19 protein-coding genes are annotated in these 19351 nt (G+C 36.9%); 9 read left to right on the forward strand and 10 right to left on the reverse strand.

The genetic code is table 11. From position 1 onward, the window contains the following. Window positions 1–34: 34 nt before the first annotated feature. From IQ13_RS04400 to IQ13_RS04440, 9 genes are all read right to left on the reverse strand, one after another. On the reverse strand, window positions 35–406 hold the full coding sequence (locus IQ13_RS04400; protein ID WP_144884831.1) for a hypothetical protein: 372 nt from the start codon (window positions 404–406) through the stop codon (window positions 35–37). A 10-nt stretch (window positions 407–416) separates the two neighbouring features. Further along, window positions 417–6272, reverse strand: coding sequence for a DUF5977 domain-containing protein (locus IQ13_RS04405; RefSeq protein ID WP_144884832.1), 5856 nt, complete (start codon window positions 6270–6272; stop codon window positions 417–419). A gap of 27 nt (window positions 6273–6299) precedes the next feature. After that, entirely contained in the window at window positions 6300–6932 is a 633-nt protein-coding gene (locus tag IQ13_RS04410) for a hypothetical protein (RefSeq protein WP_144884833.1), read from the reverse strand. A gap of 7 nt (window positions 6933–6939) precedes the next feature. Beyond that, entirely contained in the window at window positions 6940–7416 is a 477-nt protein-coding gene (locus IQ13_RS04415; RefSeq protein WP_158637302.1) for an OmpH/Skp family outer membrane protein, read from the reverse strand. 160 nt (window positions 7417–7576) lie between these two features. Next, complete coding sequence (locus tag IQ13_RS04420; RefSeq protein WP_144884835.1) at window positions 7577–8731, reverse strand: type II secretion system F family protein; 1155 nt, start codon at window positions 8729–8731, stop codon at window positions 7577–7579. After that, window positions 8721–9206: a hypothetical protein gene (locus tag IQ13_RS04425; protein WP_144884836.1), complete on the reverse strand. Its 486-nt coding sequence runs from the start codon at window positions 9204–9206 to the stop codon at window positions 8721–8723. Before IQ13_RS04425 ends, IQ13_RS04420 begins: the two co-directional genes overlap by 11 nt. An 11-nt stretch (window positions 9207–9217) precedes the next feature. Beyond that, window positions 9218–9511 (reverse strand): hypothetical protein, encoded by a 294-nt coding sequence (locus tag IQ13_RS04430; RefSeq protein WP_144884837.1) that lies wholly within the window; start codon window positions 9509–9511, stop codon window positions 9218–9220. Window positions 9512–9554: 43 nt separating this feature from the next. Continuing rightward, on the reverse strand, window positions 9555–10811 hold the full coding sequence (locus IQ13_RS04435) for a hypothetical protein (RefSeq protein ID WP_144884838.1): 1257 nt from the start codon (window positions 10809–10811) through the stop codon (window positions 9555–9557). A gap of 18 nt (window positions 10812–10829) precedes the next feature. Next, window positions 10830–11405, reverse strand: coding sequence for a toxin-antitoxin system YwqK family antitoxin (locus IQ13_RS04440; RefSeq protein ID WP_144884839.1), 576 nt, complete (start codon window positions 11403–11405; stop codon window positions 10830–10832). A 320-nt stretch (window positions 11406–11725) separates the two neighbouring features. On the opposite strand from IQ13_RS04440, the gene IQ13_RS04445 reads away from it, so the two are divergent. The 3 genes from IQ13_RS04445 to IQ13_RS04455 all read left to right on the forward strand — a co-directional run bounded on the left by IQ13_RS04445 (window position 11726) and on the right by IQ13_RS04455 (window position 12651). Next, window positions 11726–11947, forward strand: coding sequence for a Mu transposase domain-containing protein (locus IQ13_RS04445; protein ID WP_144884840.1), 222 nt, complete (start codon window positions 11726–11728; stop codon window positions 11945–11947). Between the two features lie 78 nt (window positions 11948–12025). Next, on the forward strand, window positions 12026–12289 hold the full coding sequence (locus tag IQ13_RS04450; protein WP_144884841.1) for a hypothetical protein: 264 nt from the start codon (window positions 12026–12028) through the stop codon (window positions 12287–12289). A gap of 176 nt (window positions 12290–12465) precedes the next feature. Next, window positions 12466–12651: an ATP-binding protein gene (locus tag IQ13_RS04455; protein ID WP_144884842.1), complete on the forward strand. Its 186-nt coding sequence runs from the start codon at window positions 12466–12468 to the stop codon at window positions 12649–12651. Window positions 12652–13148: 497 nt separating this feature from the next. On the opposite strand, the gene IQ13_RS04460 is transcribed toward IQ13_RS04455, so the two are convergent. Then, window positions 13149–13994, reverse strand: coding sequence for a DUF2306 domain-containing protein (locus tag IQ13_RS04460; RefSeq protein ID WP_144884843.1), 846 nt, complete (start codon window positions 13992–13994; stop codon window positions 13149–13151). A 332-nt stretch (window positions 13995–14326) separates the two neighbouring features. On the opposite strand from IQ13_RS04460, the gene IQ13_RS04465 reads away from it, so the two are divergent. The 6 genes from IQ13_RS04465 to IQ13_RS04490 all read left to right on the forward strand — a co-directional run bounded on the left by IQ13_RS04465 (window position 14327) and on the right by IQ13_RS04490 (window position 19344). Continuing rightward, window positions 14327–15388 carry a sensor histidine kinase gene (locus IQ13_RS04465; RefSeq protein ID WP_144884844.1) on the forward strand — a complete coding sequence of 354 codons (1062 nt, stop codon included), beginning with the start codon at window positions 14327–14329 and terminating at the stop codon, window positions 15386–15388. Beyond that, the gene (locus IQ13_RS04470) at window positions 15354–16046 is read left to right on the forward strand and encodes a LytR/AlgR family response regulator transcription factor (RefSeq protein ID WP_144884845.1); all 693 of its coding nucleotides are present in this window, start codon (window positions 15354–15356) and stop codon (window positions 16044–16046) included. Before IQ13_RS04465 ends, IQ13_RS04470 begins: the two co-directional genes overlap by 35 nt. Before the next feature lie 766 nt (window positions 16047–16812). Continuing rightward, window positions 16813–17520 carry a DUF4386 domain-containing protein gene (locus tag IQ13_RS04475; protein ID WP_144884846.1) on the forward strand — a complete coding sequence of 236 codons (708 nt, stop codon included), beginning with the start codon at window positions 16813–16815 and terminating at the stop codon, window positions 17518–17520. After that, window positions 17517–17942 carry a DUF6326 family protein gene (locus IQ13_RS04480; RefSeq protein ID WP_144884847.1) on the forward strand — a complete coding sequence of 142 codons (426 nt, stop codon included), beginning with the start codon at window positions 17517–17519 and terminating at the stop codon, window positions 17940–17942. The genes IQ13_RS04475 and IQ13_RS04480 overlap by 4 nt, the downstream gene beginning before the upstream one ends. Before the next feature lie 6 nt (window positions 17943–17948). Further along, a complete protein-coding gene (locus tag IQ13_RS04485; RefSeq protein WP_144884848.1) occupies window positions 17949–18794 on the forward strand; it encodes an alpha/beta hydrolase family protein in 846 nt (281 codons plus the stop codon). 7 nt (window positions 18795–18801) lie between these two features. After that, window positions 18802–19344 carry a peptidase associated/transthyretin-like domain-containing protein gene (locus tag IQ13_RS04490; RefSeq protein WP_144884849.1) on the forward strand — a complete coding sequence of 181 codons (543 nt, stop codon included), beginning with the start codon at window positions 18802–18804 and terminating at the stop codon, window positions 19342–19344. The last annotated feature ends 7 nt before the right edge of the window (window positions 19345–19351 follow it).

A 19351-nucleotide genomic window follows, 5' to 3' on the forward strand; every position in this document is an offset into this window, starting at 1 on the left:
TTGGAGATAAATGATGATGGTTAGCGTTGTTGTATTAGTTTTTATTTTTAGGCCCGCCGTTCTTACGCACTTCTTCCATTTTTTTACGCACCCGCTCACGTTGAGCAGAAAACAGAATCGAAACCTGCTCCTGACTCAAAAAAGCACGGAGTGCTTGCTCCCGTTCAACAAGAAGCTGATCCATCTTTTGTTTCCTTGCTGCACCTTTCGTATTGCGATCTATCATCACAGCTCTCATCTTTTGGCTATAAGTATTAAGTATAGATTCCGTTTTAGCTACTATCTCAGAACTAAGCCTTAATTGTTCAATACATTCAGCACTTAGTTTAGATGTACCTTGACCTTTTGCTGCTGCAACCAATAGAAGCAGGATGCTAAAACAGGATATTAATATCTTTTTGATCATGTTGATTTATTTAAAAATAGTGAGTGGCCATTGGAATGTAGTTCGACCCGTTATTAACCATTTGAAATTCATAAGAATAATAATCACAAGTCCAGCCATACCACGGATCGTCATACCAATATTCCTGATACTTAATATACCGTCCCATAGCATATTGTGTATTCCCGGCAGGAACAGAAACAGTAGATTCAGAATAACTGGTAGATCCGTATGAGGCATAGTAATCAATGCCATATTTAAATACTGTCGTTTGTCCAAGTGATACCGGTACAGTGCAATTGTAATCGGAATAGAACCTTAAATACATATCGCAATCCTCATAATACTCAGTATTATTATATTGCCAGACATAATCAAAGTTTCCAAGTTCGATCCTTGCATAAATTACCGAAGAACAACTACCTAGTGAATTAGCTATACTTTGAGCGTGTGCGCTGGCCTGATTATCTGCATCCTGTTGTGAGATATTAGAAGCAAACTGACCATAAGGAACGTATACTTGTACAAATCCTCCTATCGGAGTATTTGTTGGGCAGTTATTGCGTTGAATAGAAGAATTGATTTCAGCACTGAAATATTTACCCGCAGCCAAAGAATAATTGTATTCCTGCTCACTTATGAGTTTTTCTCCGTTTGTTTTAAAGGCCTCTTTATAGGTCTTGATTAATCGTCCATTAGCATCATATTCATATCGTGTATATAAATTATTATTATCCAGCACATGCGTCAATTCTCCAGAAAACTTATCATACACATACGAACTCGTAACGCCATTTAACGGTTGAAAACGAATGTCATCAAAATAAACAGTTGGAGTCCCCTCTCTAAACACATATGCAGATACACCAACTTTTAAAGTTGTTTTCCCGATAAGATCGGCACCACGAATTTTGATTTGAAATAAATACCAACTATTTGCCTGACCAACAACAGTAGTCGTACCATAAGCAGTGCCATCAATATCTGCATATAAAGTAGCATTGTTTGGCAGAAGACCATTTGCCCATCTGCCCCAGGCGCTCAGAATATAATCTCGGTTCGTATTGAGCTTATTCACAGCTACCTCGTAGCCCGCCTGTTCGTTTATCCCAACGATTGCAATACTTTGGGTACCTGTATGGGCATATGTGTTTACAATTTCAGGGGTTCCGGCAATATGAGTAAAACCTCCTCCTACAACTGAACTGCCCAATGTCGCATCTTCTGCTCCAGTGTATGCAATTTCTGCATATCGAGCAGGTGACCCACTCACCATTAAACGGGAATTACTAAAGCCCATCTTACTGGCGGCATAATTACCATTTATATCCATTAACTCAAGTGGCCTTGAAAACACATCGAATAGGGTAACCTCGCCTGTTTTTTTCCATGAAATACCAAGACTGCTTGGATTGCCCCAATTATAATCGGTAAACATGTTGATAGCCGTTAGTCCATCGGTTGTTTTGCCTTCCGGCATCCATGTATAAGAGGATTGTTTACGCCATACGTTCCCGGTAGTATTAACACCATTATTACTGCCGTCATTTTGAGTAATCGTGGTATTATCCGGCTGCAGAACTGTCGCTGCATTACTCCAAGTCTGCACCTGAGCACTTACAAGTCCAAGCTTATTGTTGCTGGCATCCACCTTATAGACATAAGTAGCAGCTTCTTGACTTAACATATGCTTATTACCAGCTTTGCCATCCATCACCTTCAAACCCATATCCGGATACTTGGTGTAGGCTGGAACAATCTCAGTCATAAAACGATTACCGTTTGCATCTGTCTCAACAGACTTTGTCACTGCTCCACTGTAAAAATCAAAAGCAAGATTTTTACTTTCTGTTCTTGTGCCGGTACGGTAATCGATTTTTGTATGACCAATGAGAATATTCGGATAATCTTCCAATGAACTCATAGTCACTTTCCAGTTACTGAAACTCTGGCTTGAACTTTTTCTTACACGCTTATACTCAGAAGAACGCTGGTTAATAACACCCTGGTAACTATAAGGCTGAAGAAGAGAATTATACTGAGCATAAAAATCCTCGCCCCGCTTATCGGCAATCGCATCATGAAGGTAATTATTGACTGTCTCTGTTATCTTTTTGTTATGACTATCGTAAGTGATTACACGCTTTAAATTGCCGACCCTTGTAAAAGAATTTTTAAAACTCTGATTCCGCAAATCATATCCCCCCGATGTCTGGTTTTGAAGCATTTTATACGAAAGCAAATTCTCGGTATTAAACGGCTCAAACTGATACATCGTTTTATCCTCTCCAATACGACCAACTGCTTCATCTTTTTGCTTAACAGAACTACTCACCGTTACATACTCATACATCACATTAGGTGATGGAAGAAAACGAGACATTGAAATCAAAAACTGATCGTCTCTATAGAGTAATTTCTTATAGTCGTTGACAATCGAAGTTGATAACGACTTAACTGGAGTAGGAATTGGGTCAAAAATGGCAGGTTCGTAAGACACGAATCCTGAACTGATTGAAGACCCATCTGGTAAATTATATTTGTAATTGATTTCTGAAATCACGTCTTGGCCAGAAAGAGTAATTGACTTTACTCTTAAACCTGATTTTTTTAAGGAATTGTTTTGATAAAAAAGGTTGGCTGCCTGCGGTGTAATGGCACTTCCATCAATACCTTCAGAATCTTTAAAAGGAAAATCAGAACCAGTATAGGTAGCTGTTATCAACTTATTGACATCGTCAATAGAAGAGACTACAAATTGTGCCTGACTTTGACCTGTATTAGAAGAAGTTCCAGAAATGAAATAAGAACTACCATACTGCCAAGAGGTAAGAAGACATAATACAAAATCTATTTTGCCTCCGATTTGAAAAATTGATGATAATGAAGGTAGTACTCCATAGTCATCCTTAACCGTAAAGGTTAGAGATTTTGTCAGGTCATTTTTTATAATACTTTCAGAAATTATTGAAGCGTTCTGATTAAAACCTTGCCTGATATAGGCATCAGACTCATACCTCACAATGACTTCTGACCCCAGCGATGTTTTAATTTTTCTAAGAGACCAGACGTCCGAGTTTTTACTAGATGCGTCAGATGGAGTACGTGCCTGATTATCATTTATCGTTGCAAGAGTTGCATCAAAGTCTGGTTTGTAATACCCCCAGTTGTCATGATAGTCTTTATGATAAGGAGGATTTTTTGTAGTTTTAAAGTTGAGTGAAGAGGATATAATAGGGTTAAACTGTGTATTATTCGCTAATCGATATGTAATTCCTGGACCTCCGTTTTCAACTCTTGTTATAACCCCCATGAACGACTGATTTGCATCATCAGTCAACAAAACATCGCCCACTTCTAAGGGTACTGAAGAAGAAATTTTTTTGTTAGTGCCCGTAGCAGTGCCTCGCTTAACTTGATCAGGGGCATGTTCATACTCAAATCTTAAAGGCGGAATTTTTGTACTTCCCCCTTTACCTAAAAAATTTACAGCTTTTAAGGTAAGCTTGCCTCCGGTTGTTCCATCTGAATTACTGTTAGGTGTTTTTTTACAAAGAGAATAATCTGATTGGAAGTCTATTATACGGATTGCTTTTTGTTCTAATTGCGTTCTTACTCCATTGATATCGTAATTATCGATAACATTATTAGGTAGATTGTAGGTGTAATACCCAGGCATTGTTCCAGCAGCTGCATTTACAAGTGAAGCATCGGCATTATTGATAAGATATATTTTATCTAACTTCAAGGCAGGGCGGTTGAAATCCCATTGACCTGTCGAGGTATAACGCTTATTGGTATTATCCCACTGAGAAAAAATATTATTTGCTTGACCCGCGCCATCTTTACGTACGCTTTTTTCGAAAATAGCAGTATGTGTCCGGGTGGTAATGGAGTTCAGATAATACAACTCCTTTTTGCCCATTGAGAAGTTCTGGAAATTATAATCCAAATCCTTATGATAGCCTTCTGATGGGTTGCGCCAGTTATATTTGTCGGTCCACTTGCCATAATTAAAATTTACCCAATAGCCCCAATCACCCACACTTGCTTTACCAAAACCAGCTGTTCCGGGAGCATCACGATCAACAAAATCAGGGCCAGTAATTGAAGTTAATAACCATGTGTAAGCATACGCGACTGGCTTTTTTTGCCGGTTATTTCCATATCCACCCGATGCAGAAGACCAATCAATTTTTTCAGAAAAAACAACCTCCTCATATGCATATACAGGCAAACCGTAATGATACGTTACTCCGCTTTCATTTGTAATGGAATATCCACCGATCTGATCTTGAATAGCGTAGCTTGTTACAGGAATAGAGGCATAACCGCAATAAAAACCACCAGGCATTTGCGAGCTACCAACAAATGGAGTAACACTACAATAATAAGTAGGTTCGGTAGTGTATAGAAACTGATTTTTCCGTTCAAATCCTAAACAGTTAGACGCATCAACAAAACCATTATTTCGAGCTGTTGATTCATCTCGTATTTGCTTATTAGTAAAATAGTTTATGTTTCTAGAACCCGCAAGCTTATTGGATATAGCATTATAACCATCTGAACCAAAAGATGGACTAGTGGAAAATGATAATAATGTATTACTTGACAAATTCAAGTTGTCGTTATCCTGCCGAAACTTATTTGAAAAGTCATTTTTAAACCTGAAATGCACTGGCTTATTTTGCAAAGAGATATTAGTAGTTCCAGCATCTCCGGAAACATATTGGATCAATACATTATTTCCTATATCTTTTTTCTTTTGACCTGCAGTTCTTGCCTGATACAACTGAGGCTGCATTTCTCCAGCTAAACCTTGTCCCAACACCTGATATTGGTCATAATCCATGAAACTGCCCCCTTGAGAATATGCCGGATCAGGCTCATTAACAAAGGATGTATTGTCGTTCTCAAAAACGCGATATGCATCAAATGCTAAGCCATTCGTCCAAGGATCTTTTCCTCCTGTGTAAAGAACACCATTTGTTTTTACATCTTCAGACTCATAGGACCAATATCTCGTGTAATTGTAACCAATTCCAATATTAACTCCAGCAAATACGGGAATAGAAATACTTGCATCTTGAGATTGTGTACTTATTTTTCCTGCTTTATTATTTGAAACCCCAAAAGAATTTCCATTTACATCCATATCCGCATTTTCCGAACCGCTACTCATACTTATACCTAATCCTCCAGCATTCAAGCCTCCATTTAAACTGAGACTTGAAAAATTAGTTGTAAATCCAATGCTTGCCCCTAAATTATCCTTATTAAACACTGAAAAACTACCACCTGTATAAGCTTCTCCATAAGGTGAAATCCCAAAGGAAATCCCACCAAAACCTATTGATCCAATCTGACTAGCTGATCTCATATTTAGCCCAACGCCAAAGCCTCTGTAAGTGTCGTTGGAAAAAGCCAAGCCAAAGCCTACTGATGGCTGGCCTGCCTGTCCTACATTAATTCCAACTGAAAACTGCGAAGTATTTCCGCCCGTCCAAAAATCTGAACTGGTGTATTCCACCATATTATTATCATCGGGATATCCATTAACTGCTCTGTTAATCGCTCCAGGATTCAAGGTCCATCCAAGGCCTACCCAACTTGCTTCTTCATCTGGTTGAATTCCCGCGTGATACGCTAACGATAATGGATAGCCGCCTTCCGGACCCGGAACTTCTAACAGTGGTATATTGTACGTAAAATCACCAGTCTGAAGATTCACCATATCGGTGGTATCTACCGGCTCAAAACTACTGTATTCGGGTGCTGTAGGTCCTGAGGTCAGCGCATATACCGTTGCAGGAGCAAAGGTCTGAACCGTCATGATGGTCAGCAATACAAGGGCGATAGCCTTACGCGGCTTGGGGCGTTGCAACATAGAGGTGGTTTTTATCTGATGTGTTTGCTAATTCAACTGTTTCAACCAAGGAGCATTATCCAATCTGTCACGCTCAAACTCAAACTTCACATCACCGGTCCCAAAACCACATTCTCCAATATGTATCTTCAATTTATCCGACTTCTTTATCACAGACCGGTCAAAGCTGATCAATAGTCTGTTGGAGCTACTCATCCCATAGGTCTGATCAAAATAATAATCACCCAAAGCAACGGTATCCTTTTGATGGGTGGTTAATACAATGTGATCTCCCATCTGAAAAGCCAGTGTTTGTAGTAAAACACTGTAGTCAGTAAAGCCATCCATCTGACGGATGGCCTCTTTGCCATTTTTTGAAAACTCCAAATGAAAATAATAGGAGCCTTCGTACTTTTTTTGAAGCGAGTCAATCACTTTTTTAGAAAATTGTACCTGTTCATCTAACTCGTTTTGAACCATCAGGCTTGTTGGTTGGTAGGTCAGCTTTATACTCACATTGTTGGATAGTATCTCTTGGCTATATCCGTTCGAACCTTTATTTAAATAACTTAACAGTTCATTCTTATTCGTAAAGCTTTTAGGGTGATTACAGGACAACATTATTGTAATCACCATTAACAAAATTGACAAATAGGATTTATTGAACAGCTGCTTTTGCATACAACAATTACTTGGCTGGTGTTGCGTATTCTTTATTTAAAGCTTCAACTATTTTATTTGTGATATCCATCGAAGGTTCCGCATAGGCAATATTCCCATTGGCTGCAATCAAAATCAGTTTGTAACCATTCTTCTTTCCATAACTTAACAAAAAGGAATTAACGGTTGCAAGCACACTTTGAGTTAACTTCTGCTCTTCCTGCTGCGCATTCTGACGAATTGTATTCTGATAATCATACAATTGCTTTTGTTTGGTACTGATCAATTCTTTGGCCACCTGCTTTTCGCTAGCGCTTCCACTGATCGTTAATTGTTCATACTTAGAAATAGCCGACTTCACCTCAGCTGTTAAAGTATCCATGTTACTCCTCCAGCCCGCTTGTTTCTTTTCAAACTCAGAACGTGCCTGTATCATCGCCTTATACTCATTAAGCAATTTGGATGAATCAACATAACCGATCTTAACAGAAGAAATAATAAACATCCATAAATAGAGGAATGATAATAACAGAAATATCGCAATAAATAAAAGGCGGCTTTGGGATTTACTCATAACGTAGAAAACAGTCAACTTGATTTGAAGACATCAAGATTATAATTAAATACCACAACCAAAAAAATAATAACTGCGTCGTTTCGGCATATTACTGCAACGTTTGACCAAATTTGAATAGAGGAAGATATAGCGCAATCAAAATAACACCAGTAATGACACCGAGAATAATTATTACTACTGGTTCAATTAATTTACCCAGTAAAGAACTCAAATGATCTACCTCTCTGCTAAATTGTAATGCAATTTTATCAAAAAACAAACTCAATTGATTTACCTCTTCTCCAACTTTTATCATGGAGATCATTTTCCTAGGAAAAACGGAATGGAGCTCCATACTTTTATTTAAGGAGTCGCCGACAAGAACTGATTGCTCAATCACTTGTAATGATGTTTCGATCGGATAGAAAGAAATCATTTTCCTGGTTAATTCCAAGGCCTGTAACATAGGAATGTCGGAAGAAAGTAAAAGGCTCATCGTATGAGCAAATCTTGTCAAATAAATTTTCTGCAACAATCGACCAATCACTGGTAAACGTATCAAAAAAGCAGAGGACATTCTTCGATACCAGTTTTTGTTTCGTTGGTTATAATAGAACAAAATTGAAAATACGACTATCAATAAAATTACATATGCGAATTTCTTGAATAGAATTGAAAATTTCAACACAGCTTTTGTTAACGTCGGCAGATCGCTTCCGAATCGTTTAAAAATATCGGCAAAAAGAGGAACTACATAGTTAACCATAAAAAAAATAGCACAAAACGATACGAAAAGGATAAAGATTGGATAGGAAATTGCATTTAGGACCTGACGGCGCTGTTTCACTTTGGATTCAAAAAAAAGAGACAGTTGTTTAAATATATCGATAAGCCTCCCTGTTTCTTCACCAATCTGAATACTAAAAAACTCATAAGAAGTAAAGCTCCTTTCTTTTCGCATTGCTTGAGAAAGAGTGGCTCCTGCAATAATATTTGCATGCAACTCTTCCAAAACTTTTTTTATCTTTTTGTCTTTTATCTCGTTGATGATGATTACCATGGAGTTATTAATATCAACCCCTGCCTCCATTAAGGCACTCAATTCAAGATAGAAGTTTTCCTTTACTTTATCTGTTATAGCCGTCCTTGTAAAAGATATATCTCTGCTCAAAAAACTCCAGAATGCAGAAGCATCTGCAGATGACTTTTTTTCATTACTTTCCGTATCAATTTTACGGTTTAATTTGCGTACATCAATATTCATAGCCTTCCTTTATTTTGTTCTCACCTTTTAATAATTGAACAGCAGAGTATCGCTTTGAAAATAATAACGGAATTTTTTCGTTTTTTATACTAAGTGAGAATTGCATGGTGGTAATCAGCTTGAAAACTGAGTCAATATAAAAAGATTCGATCTGAGTTGTTTCTATAAAAAAGGTATCACTTCGGTTTGGATGAAGTCGAATAATTTTATCTGGCAAGAAATTGTAAAAGATTTGTTCCCTTCCGTTAATTATAATGCTTTTGTCATCGATCTTACTCTCTATAACAAAATCGCAATTCTGAAAGTCTTGGCTTATTACCTTTTTCAATAAAAACAATTCTGTTTTTTGTTGATTTTCAGCCTGATAAGCTATAAAACTTCTTGATACTAACTGGTAAACATATAAGGTAACAAGCAGTATCACGGAGGAAACAAGCATTCCAATGATTGCTTCAAGTATTGTAAAGGATTTCATGTGAAAAAAAATTAATTTAAATCAATAAATGAAATCTTGCTATAGAAACACTCTCCTTCATAGTCAATAACTGAGACTTTCACTTTTTTTGGACCTTTAGCTTGCTCGTTATCTAAAAGATCAACCTTTAGAAAATAAGCGGCATTTTTAAAATTTTCGGACAAGTCGATTCCTGATTTTTCTAATTCACGCAATACAATGTTGACTTCCTCCTTTGCCTTGATCAATCGCCATGAAACCTTCCTTTCATTAACCTGTACAAAAACGGATGTTGTCATTGCAAACAAAAAAAGTATAATCACCATCGCGAAAATGCTTTCAATTAATGAAGAAGCACGCAATGACATTCTACTGCAGAAACCACTGTATAATGTCTTTTTTTCCGGGTGAAGAAAAAATCGGTGCGCCAATAAAGAAATCGGACATTTTCTGTCTGTTAATTTCAACATCTACAAGATAATTTTCGTATAAAATATTTCCTGATTCATGAATAAAATAATCAACCAACACAGTCCCATTCACTTTACCTGCCAATGAACTAAATCCATTACAATAATAGATTCCTTCAAGTAAAAATCCGTTATCAATATGAACATAGGGAGGATTTTTCTGTTTCCCTTGAATAGCCATTATAATTCCTGTAATTGTTACATCTTCTTCAATCGTAACTTTTGTCACTCTTGTTTCAGTAGATAAACCTATCAAAGCCAATACACTTGGATAGTCTAACGTTACCCGATCTTTTAGGATCAATGAATGAGTTGCAAATACCTGCAAATTTCCTTTGAAACCCTTTCCAATAGTCACACTTGGTGCAATGACTATAATATCTTTTAAAATTGCTGAACTGTCAATTGCAATATGTCGATTAGATACAACTACTACATTTCCTGCAAGCAGAATATTCCGTAATGAAATAGAATCGCTTGAAAGATAAAAATATGTCTCTTCATCAAAACCCGCAGTAATGGAATTGGCGACTAATTTCGATTGAATTACCCTTCTTTTTGTCGAATCAATTAAATCAACAAGATTTTGTAGTCTAGCCACTTCTAGGGTATCCAAAGAAGGCAAAGTTGGTTTACTGCCTGAAGACTTACCTTGGTAAAGACTTTCAAAAGAAAACCCCTTATGATTGACATATCCTGGTTTGATGCCGGCGTCAGGAATAGTTAAGTCTCCAACCAATTTAGTCTGACCAACTAAAAAAAGGGATCTTTTATGATCTGCCAAATATAAAGACTGATTCATGTAATGAGGAAGTCTATTGCCGTATAAAAAACTCTTAGACTTCTCGAAGTGACCGTAGTGTGCTTTAATAAACGCAATCGTAAAGAGCCCCCATTTATGTTGCTTAATCATTACAGAATCTGAAGCTTCATCAAATAAACACATATTAACTGTAGTATCTTTTTGATGAAAATTATTTGACAGAAGAAGTCTTATTGATTGTTCTATTTGATAATCCAGTCTCTCCGAAACATCACGTTTTGTTATTTCGATCCGTTCGTAATAAGCCAATTGAATAAGTGACAATAAAACAATAGCAACAATCAGAAAAACCGTAACAGTACTTATTAAACTTGAAGATTTCAAGTTAAACATTTTAGTTATTTTAAAACATCAAAATGAAAGAGAAGTCGTGTCTGAGACGATGGTTCCTTTTTTCTTATAAGTCTTGATAACTTTATTATCACTAGTATAGATCAACCTGGGATAGGAAGGTCTTCCATTATTGTAAAACTCAACCTTTGAAACTCCACCCTTTTCATTGTACAGTACTACTTGGCCATCTAACAATCCTTTACGCCACACCTCTTCTCTCTTTTTGATGCCATCAGCTTGCCAATAAGTCCATTTACCGTTTCTAAGTCCATTATTAAAATGGCCCAGTTCCTTTAGATTTTTATTAGGATAAAACACTTTATATGATCCATTTAAAACCCGCCCGCTGTAAGCTCCTTGAGTCTGATTAATTAACCCCTTGTCATACCAACAATAAAACAATTCTGCATTAAGGACCATTTTTTTTAGATCTACTTTATAGGTATAAAACGAATAAACGGTATCGTTTCGATTAAGTATTACACGATTTGTCGATTCTGGCACTGGTTCTTTTATCCGTTGTGAATACATATCAATTGGAGATATAGAAATTGTGAAAAAAATCAATAATCTTCTGAAAATTAAAACAGTCATTTATTATCCTTTAATATAGGTTAAGTATAGGAAGTAATTACAGATACTAGTATAAAGCCGGAAATTAACTTAAAAAAACAGTTATCTCCAAGCAAAATGCCCATTTAAAAATACTGTTTTTAGTAGTTATTTTTGGATTAACCAAGATTACGTACGCTTATGCCAAATAAGTGCACGTTTTTACGCTAATACTACGCAGTTATACCAGAATCAGCAGAAGTTGAAAAGTATCCTACATATAGTAACTGATAGTTTGACTACATTATCAACCTACCCACTAACATCAAAGTAAAAGTACTACCTCACAATGTCAGTAGCTTATGATAAAATTGGAAATAACAAAGCCGTATTTGTTTGAACCAATGACCACACAGTCATCAACAGTAAACAAATACGGCCATCTATTATTAAGCATAGATAAACGTTATTACAGTGTTTTCTATAACCTGATCGGCAATCGACTGAAGATAAAATATACCAATAGCAAAGTAGAAATCTATCACGAGAACGAAGTAGTAGCTGTCCATAATCGTTTTTTGTAAGGGTAACAAATACATCATCAACCACGATCATATTGCCACACAACGTAAATATTTAGCTGAAGAAATCCGGAGAAGTTTATGGCCACTGATGCTATCGGCCAAGAGGTTGCACAATATGCAACGAAGATATTGGCGAGGGGAAAGCATCCTGAAAAAAGTTATAAATCCTGTTCCGGTGTATTGAGTTTTGCCAAACCTGTTGGCCATGCAGGATTGATCAATGCCTGTAAACGAGCCAACAGCTTTGGCATTTACAACTATACCATTCTTGGTCAGATACTGCGTTCCAAAGCCGATGCAATTCCGTTTGAAGATAAAGAAGGCAGCGTCTACTTGCATTAGCATGAAAACATCCGTGGACAGCATTACTACGAATAATTTTTTAATCACAACACCCAAATCAAAAAATAAACAACGAAATAGTAAAAAAGATGGGCGATATGCACCTATATGATATACAGACTTCGTTTAAAACATTTGTGGAACAACCGCCAACCTTCAACTTCAACAACGATTAGATGGCGCAGTATTTAGTACAATGCGAATCGGAGGACCGTAAACACCGACACCTGCAACGCAACATCAAAACCGCGAAGTTCCGGTACGTTACTGATGTTAATGGTATCGATTTTAATGAAAAGTGTGAGCTGGATAAAAATCAAATCGACCGTTTGTTTACCCGTGAGAATATTAAAAAAGGATAGGATGTTTTTATAACCGGTAGTACCGGAACAAGTATGGTAGACATTCTACCGTCATTACTTCGTAGCTACCCGTAAGAAACTGGTATGATGTAATCGGAGAACAAACGGAGGCAGATACCATACTCGTCCGACTCGTGCATTTATCTGTCGGTGTTGAACTGAAAGTTTATCATTACGTAAACACAGAAAAGATCAAACTGATAAAACTAATTAATCTAACCAGACAGAATTAATCCTACGTTTAACAAATAAAAACAACCAGTTCTTTAATAGCATTAGGATGCCTCTTAATCAGTTTTTTTAATGAACTGCTTTAGCGGGTCAATTTAAAAAGCGAGAAGGAACAGTTTGCGCGGTATTTAAACATTGAACTAGTGCCAGAAATATCATCTACCCTTAAATACATACATTTTAGTTCCACTTCGTAACGAAAGAAAACTGATCTTCAATTAAGCAATCAGGTCAAGTTAGCAAACTCGGATCCATTTGTTTGCGCTTTACATATTTGTCCACGTAATTGAATTGGTAAACAATACTTCAGTTATTCTTGGTAACCATACACTCTTTGAAGCACTGAAAATCCCTATTGCCATAACAATAATGAATACCATCACAATCACAGCAACTACTTGCACAAAACGCTTATTGGGACTTTTCTTGGCAATTGTATAAAGTTCAAATAGCAATAGCGGTAGCAAGTATTGCGAAAAACTCAGAATATTCAGAAATGGCCCTTCAAATGTTTTGGGATTAAATCCGACTATGCCTTGATTCATAAATAACCAAAAATTTAAGCCAACCCTAAAAAACCAGACCCCGTTCATTACCAGGAATAAACGGATTGCCCAGATCCGATGCTTTTTAATATTTCGAGCCCTGGCATATTTCATTGCGAGTACTGCAAATACAATGATCAGGATAGCATTTATACTGATACTGACATGCTGCACGATCCCACCAACTGAACCTCGTACCCAAACCATGTAAAATCCGCTCAGGCTGGTTACAAAAGCCGACAGGATATAACAACGACCATTCCATTTATGAAATACAGGCATCCGGTTCCTTACTTTTGGAATCAGCTGCAAAGGGCCACCGAAAATGATGGTTATTGCCAACAGCAAATGGCTTCCAACAACCACATTGCCCATTATATCGCCCGTAACATATCCATTGGGAAGAACTTTGTTCCAATCTGAAGGATGTCCCTTCAAGGTTGCAGTACCATAAAACAACAGTACATACACGCCAAAAATCCATTGACCAATTACCGCCGTCACAAACCAGCTTGTTACAGCCATGTTTAAAATTCTCGCATGCTGTGCTTGAATAAATCTTGTCATCTAGAATCTATTTTAAAATATATAGACTGCACTTTTAAACTTATAAACCCAATTAAGTCCACAGTTATTTTTTGCAATCAAAAAGTTGTGCAAGGCTATGAACTTCGCAGAAATTAATGCTAACTGAATCAACAGGGAACTCGTTTTTGTAAACAGATTACAGAAGCTATCAGTCGTAAAGACCGAATGAATTATGATTGACAGGATATTGTCTTTTACGGATTTGATTGACCCGCAACATTAGTTCGTTTACCTAAACATGCAGTACATATACACAAAAATCTAAGCTGTAGTATTTCTGTATTTTTACATTGTGTACCAAAAAGGACAAAATGGCCCTTGCTAAAAAATTTAAATTATATCTGTGGACTGCATTAGTATTCTACCTTATTTTTTGTTTTGGTGAATCATTTGCTTACCCCGATACGTTCTTCAAAAGAAATATAAACGGGCTCTTTTTGCTTGTCTTTGTTTTATTGCTCAATTACCTCTTATTTGAAACCGCCTTGCCATTATTCAAATCAAACGGGCGAAGTATTGTTTCAGGAGCAATCCTAGTTATAGTTCTGATTTTTCTGTATACAATAGGATTATACGAGTGGCGGCAGCTGTGGATAAAGTTGAACTTATATACTGATTATACGCCCGGATTGACATACTGGAATGGTGTAGAAATTCACTCAAGGTATAGCCTTGCGTCCATAATTTTCTTTGGGGTAGCTGTGCATCTTTATAACTACACACAATTGAAAAACGCAGCAAAACAATTACGTCTTGAAAATCAAGAAGCTGAATTGAATTATCTCAAATCACAAACAAACCCCCATTTTCTTTTCAACACGCTTAACAACATTTATTCGCTGGCAAGAGATAAAAGCAATCTAGCTCCTGAATCCATATTACGCTTATCCAAGATTTTACGATTCATGCTCTATGAAACCAACGGCGAGTTTATTCCAGTTGATAAAGAAATAAAAATCATAGAGGACTATATTGCACTGGAAACATTACGGTACGACAATTCTTTAAAAATTGAGTTTGCCCATAACGCAGAAGATTATTCCCGGCCAATACCACCACTCCTGCTCATTCCGTTAGTGGAAAATGCATTTAAGCATGGAGTATCTGAGACCAGAAATAAACCTTTTATTAGTATCGAACTATCTATTCAACAACAGCAATTAAGTTTTACCGTTAAAAATTCTGTCGGTGACGCACCGGAAAGGGGTTATGTAAAAGAGAATATTGGTCTTTCAAATTTACGCAGGCAACTTATGTTGCTTTACAGTGATTACCATTTATCCGCAACCCTTGAAAATTCAGAATTTGTCGTAAACTTAAAAATCAATTTTGCAAGCCATGTCAAAAATAAATTGCATCATCATAGAAGATGAACCATTAGCTTCAAAAATCCTCTCTGATTACATTTTACAGGTACCATTTCTGGAATTAAAAGCCTCTTTTAAGGATGCGATCCTTGCAACCGAATATCTTCGAACAAATGTGACTGACTTAATTTTCCTGGACATTCACCTGCCCAAATTAAAAGGTATGGCATTTTTAAAAACCCTAACTAATCCCCCAGCAGTGATAATCACTACTGCCTATCATCAGTACGCAGTAGAGGGATTTGAATTGAACGTAACGGACTATCTGTTAAAGCCAATTGAGTTTGACCGTTTTCTGATAGCAGTTAACAAGGTAAAAATCTCCCGGATAGAAAATGATAAAGCAGACAGTACCGGAGAGTCTAAAGACTATATATTTTTAAGTGTACAAAAAAAGAAAGTCAAAGTCTTATTTGCAGATATCGTTTATATCGAAAGTCAGCGGGAATACATTAAAATTGTTACAGCAAAAAAAGAATATCTCTCAAAAATGAGCACCCATGAAATTGAATCCTTACTCCCACTTGCACTTTTCAAGCGTGTTCATCGTTCCTATATTATATCTCTGAAAAAAGTCGAATCCTACACTGCCGAAAGTGTAGAAGTCGCCGGAATATCTATTCCAATCGGCAGAGGCTATAAAGACATTATAGATAATTTATAATTACGGTCTAATGAAATCTTTGACAGCATAGCCCCAATTATTCTTCTGTTTACTATAACTCCAAAAAGATACTATAGACGCCTTACAACAAAAATCATAGTGCATAAAGCACACATCAATTCCATTTGTAATTCCTATTTACCGACAATCCCATTTCGAATTTGCAGTGTATATCCTGAGCATCGTCAATGGGAAACAGCGCATGGTCAATGAAGGTACTCACCGGGCAAACAAACTTGTTTTCTGAAATAAAACTGCAATATAATTGCTGTTCTTTTCTGCATTTTAAACAATGAAATTGCAGTAGAAAATTCAGCAGTCCCGTCGTTAGAACCAGAAAGAAACATACAGTTCGTATATCGAATTTATTCAACTGTCCTTTTTGATTTTGTAAAGAAACAGCATTGCCGAAATTAAACAGATACCGTGTAATTGTTACCAAACGAAAGGAAATAGACTTCAAGCGAATCGAAGAACCGGATGGGTTAAAATAATTTCAGAAGAGTGTTTACCTGCTAAGTGAAGTATCAATTACTACGATGACAGAAAAGCGTTGAATGTATAGGACAAAAGGAATAACCGTAATTATAAATGTAAATATTAATCATACTGTTCTTAGGCCATATTCTTTCTGAAGATGTAATCATAACAACGGTTCCTGAAGAAGAATGATATCATTAAGGACAATTGAAATTGCAGGAAGCTTAAACCAGTCAGTACAGCAATAAGAAACGAATGCACATAAACGACTAAAGGCAAAATTGACATGAACAAAACAAGAATATCCCGTATTGCCGGATTGATCTATTTAATTGTTGTAGTGACAGGTATATTCAGTTTGGCCTATGTGCCGAAAGTACTAATTCATGATGACAACCTGGAACTTACGTTTAAAAACATCATGCAGAATGAACAGCTTTTCAGACTGGGCATCGCCAGCAGTGTGATTTGTTATACAGCCTTTCTTCTTTTGCCGGTTGCACTATACAAGCTTCTCAAACAGGTAAACGAATTTTATGCAAAGCTGATGGTACTTCTTGCCGTTACAAGTGTTCCGATTTCATTTTATAACCTGTACAATAAGTTTTCAATTCTTTCCCTTATCAGCATTTCAAAACAGGGAAATGCACAAGCTACTTCCGAAATACCAGATCAGGTAATGAGTTATCTGCGTCAATATGATAATGGCATTTTTATCCTAACGGTCTTCTGGGGTTTATGGCTGTTGCCCTTCGGATACCTTGTTCTTAAATCAGGATTCCTTCCCAAGGTCCTTGGTATTCTTTTAATGCTAGGATGTTTTGGCTATTTGGTAAATTTTTTCGGAAATACCCTATCGGCAAATTACACATCCATTGGTATTGCAAAAACTATCCGCCTGCTCCCCTCCATTGCAGAACTGAGTGTTTGCGCCTGGTTGCTGATTATAGGAGCTAAAGAGAAAATAAAACCTTCTTTAAATTTTACGATATGAAAGAATTTGTTCTGGAAGAATTTCGATTGCATGTAAGAATGAAGTTATCAGCGCTCTGGACAGGTGTCATGTTTTGTTACATCTATGGTGATTATTTCGGGCTATATGTACCGGGAAAAGTGCAAGGTTTGCTGAATAATGATAACATGTTAAACAGCCCTGGCAATCTATTTACGGCTGCCCTTCTGCTTGCGGTACCGGCTTTGATGATTTTCCTGTCTTTGATGTTAAAACCCAAATTATGTAAAGCATTGAATATTGGAGTTGGTATATTTTTCACTTTGTTCACATTGGCAGTTGGCATCGCTTCCATGCCCGGCTCTTATATCTTTTACACAGTCTACTCATTTATGGAGAGCATCATTACGTCTGTGATCATTTACCAGGCATTCAAATGGCCTAAAATAAGTACAACAAAATAATTTTTCATGTTCACACATATCGAAATCAATAATGCAGCCAATCAGCCAATCGTTATCAATGTGTATGAAGCAGAACACTCCAATGATATACTCATTATCGCTTCAGCCACCGGGATGAAACAAACCTTTTATAAAAAATTTGCTGCTTATCTGGCATCGGAAGGCATAACCGTCATGACATTTGACTATACGGGCATCGGTCAGTCTTTAAAAAACGATATCAGCAAGTATAAGCATACTGCAACTGATTGGGGAGAAAAAGACCTGCAAGCCGTTATTCAATATGCTGCTACCGGTTCCCCTTCCGCAAGGATCATACTGGCAGGACATAGTATCGGAGGCCAGCTTATCGGGCTTGCACCGTCATCACAAATTGCTCAAAAAATAATATTAATCGCTGCACAGAGTGGATACTGGAAATTCTGGAAAGGCAAAGCAAGGATAAAAATGTTCTTGACATGGTATGTATTGTTTCCATCATTAACCCGGTTGTTTGGGTATATGCCTGCAAAAAAAATCAGCAATATGGAAAACCTTCCAGGCAATGTTGCCAGGCAATGGAGTAAGTGGTGCAGAAATCAGGAATACCTTTTTGCAGATATCCTGCAAGACAAACAGTATTTTAATACGATCAGCTGCCCGCTTACTGCTTTTAGTATTGAAGGAGATTCCTATGCACCGAAAGAGTCTGTTGAATGGTTTACACATCGCTATCAAAATGCAGAAAAGAAAGTTATTCATCTACATCCAACTGCTTTTAACACAAATCGAATCGGACACTTTAGTGTTTTTCATGAGCGGTTTGAGAGTAATATATGGAAACTGCTGTTAAATGAAATAAAAGACAACTGACAAGCTTATGTTTTCAAAAAAACACGTTAAGGTATTATTGCTATTTGCGTTAACCTGTAGTTTGGTAAAGGCACAAAAAAATATCGAGATTCTGCAACCATCCACAACGTTTGAAGATTCTGTTGCAAGCAGGATGCTCAACGGTGGCAAAGCAGTACTGAAAGGCATGGTTTATTACGAAGGAAGGACACTGATCGGGATAAAATCAGAAACCACCGTCTATGCACCGGTTGGTTCTATTGTCGCCCTTTATCCACTAACGCCTTATATAGAAGACTACCTCAGGCTTAAAAAGAGAAACAAAGAAGGGAAAAGACTTGCTGCAATTAGCAGACAAGCGGCCAGTTACCGTATAGAAAGTAAAGTCTTTTCCGACAAAGGTGAATTTATGATACCCGGTTTAAAGCCGGGAAAATATTACGTTGAAAGTCTGGTAAGCTTTCCCTCAGGAATTGGCGGAAAGGAAGTTTCAGATGTAGTGGAAATAAAATCAGATGGCGAAACAGTTCAATGTAAACTTAATCATATTTATCGTGGATTTATTTATTAGTAATTGC

The sequence above is a fragment of the Lacibacter cauensis genome, assembly GCF_007830055.1.
GTDB lineage: Bacteria > Bacteroidota > Bacteroidia > Chitinophagales > Chitinophagaceae > Lacibacter > Lacibacter cauensis.

Coding starts and splice junctions, on each gene's coding strand:
- IQ13_RS04400 (WP_144884831.1), bottom strand. CDS start 406: ATGATCAAAAAGATATTAATATCCTGTTTTAGCATCCTGCTTCTATTG.
- IQ13_RS04405 (WP_144884832.1), bottom strand. CDS start 6,272: ATGTTGCAACGCCCCAAGCCGCGTAAGGCTATCGCCCTTGTATTGCTG.
- IQ13_RS04410 (WP_144884833.1), bottom strand. CDS start 6,932: ATGCAAAAGCAGCTGTTCAATAAATCCTATTTGTCAATTTTGTTAATG.
- IQ13_RS04415 (WP_158637302.1), bottom strand. CDS start 7,416: ATGTTTATTATTTCTTCTGTTAAGATCGGTTATGTTGATTCATCCAAA.
- IQ13_RS04420 (WP_144884835.1), bottom strand. CDS start 8,731: ATGAATATTGATGTACGCAAATTAAACCGTAAAATTGATACGGAAAGT.
- IQ13_RS04425 (WP_144884836.1), bottom strand. CDS start 9,206: ATGAAATCCTTTACAATACTTGAAGCAATCATTGGAATGCTTGTTTCC.
- IQ13_RS04430 (WP_144884837.1), bottom strand. CDS start 9,511: ATGGTGATTATACTTTTTTTGTTTGCAATGACAACATCCGTTTTTGTA.
- IQ13_RS04435 (WP_144884838.1), bottom strand. CDS start 10,811: ATGTTTAACTTGAAATCTTCAAGTTTAATAAGTACTGTTACGGTTTTT.
- IQ13_RS04440 (WP_144884839.1), bottom strand. CDS start 11,405: ATGACTGTTTTAATTTTCAGAAGATTATTGATTTTTTTCACAATTTCT.
- IQ13_RS04445 (WP_144884840.1), top strand. CDS start 11,726: ATGATAAAATTGGAAATAACAAAGCCGTATTTGTTTGAACCAATGACC.
- IQ13_RS04450 (WP_144884841.1), top strand. CDS start 12,026: ATGGCCACTGATGCTATCGGCCAAGAGGTTGCACAATATGCAACGAAG.
- IQ13_RS04455 (WP_144884842.1), top strand. CDS start 12,466: ATGGCGCAGTATTTAGTACAATGCGAATCGGAGGACCGTAAACACCGA.
- IQ13_RS04460 (WP_144884843.1), bottom strand. CDS start 13,994: ATGACAAGATTTATTCAAGCACAGCATGCGAGAATTTTAAACATGGCT.
- IQ13_RS04465 (WP_144884844.1), top strand. CDS start 14,327: ATGGCCCTTGCTAAAAAATTTAAATTATATCTGTGGACTGCATTAGTA.
- IQ13_RS04470 (WP_144884845.1), top strand. CDS start 15,354: ATGTCAAAAATAAATTGCATCATCATAGAAGATGAACCATTAGCTTCA.
- IQ13_RS04475 (WP_144884846.1), top strand. CDS start 16,813: ATGAACAAAACAAGAATATCCCGTATTGCCGGATTGATCTATTTAATT.
- IQ13_RS04480 (WP_144884847.1), top strand. CDS start 17,517: ATGAAAGAATTTGTTCTGGAAGAATTTCGATTGCATGTAAGAATGAAG.
- IQ13_RS04485 (WP_144884848.1), top strand. CDS start 17,949: ATGTTCACACATATCGAAATCAATAATGCAGCCAATCAGCCAATCGTT.
- IQ13_RS04490 (WP_144884849.1), top strand. CDS start 18,802: ATGTTTTCAAAAAAACACGTTAAGGTATTATTGCTATTTGCGTTAACC.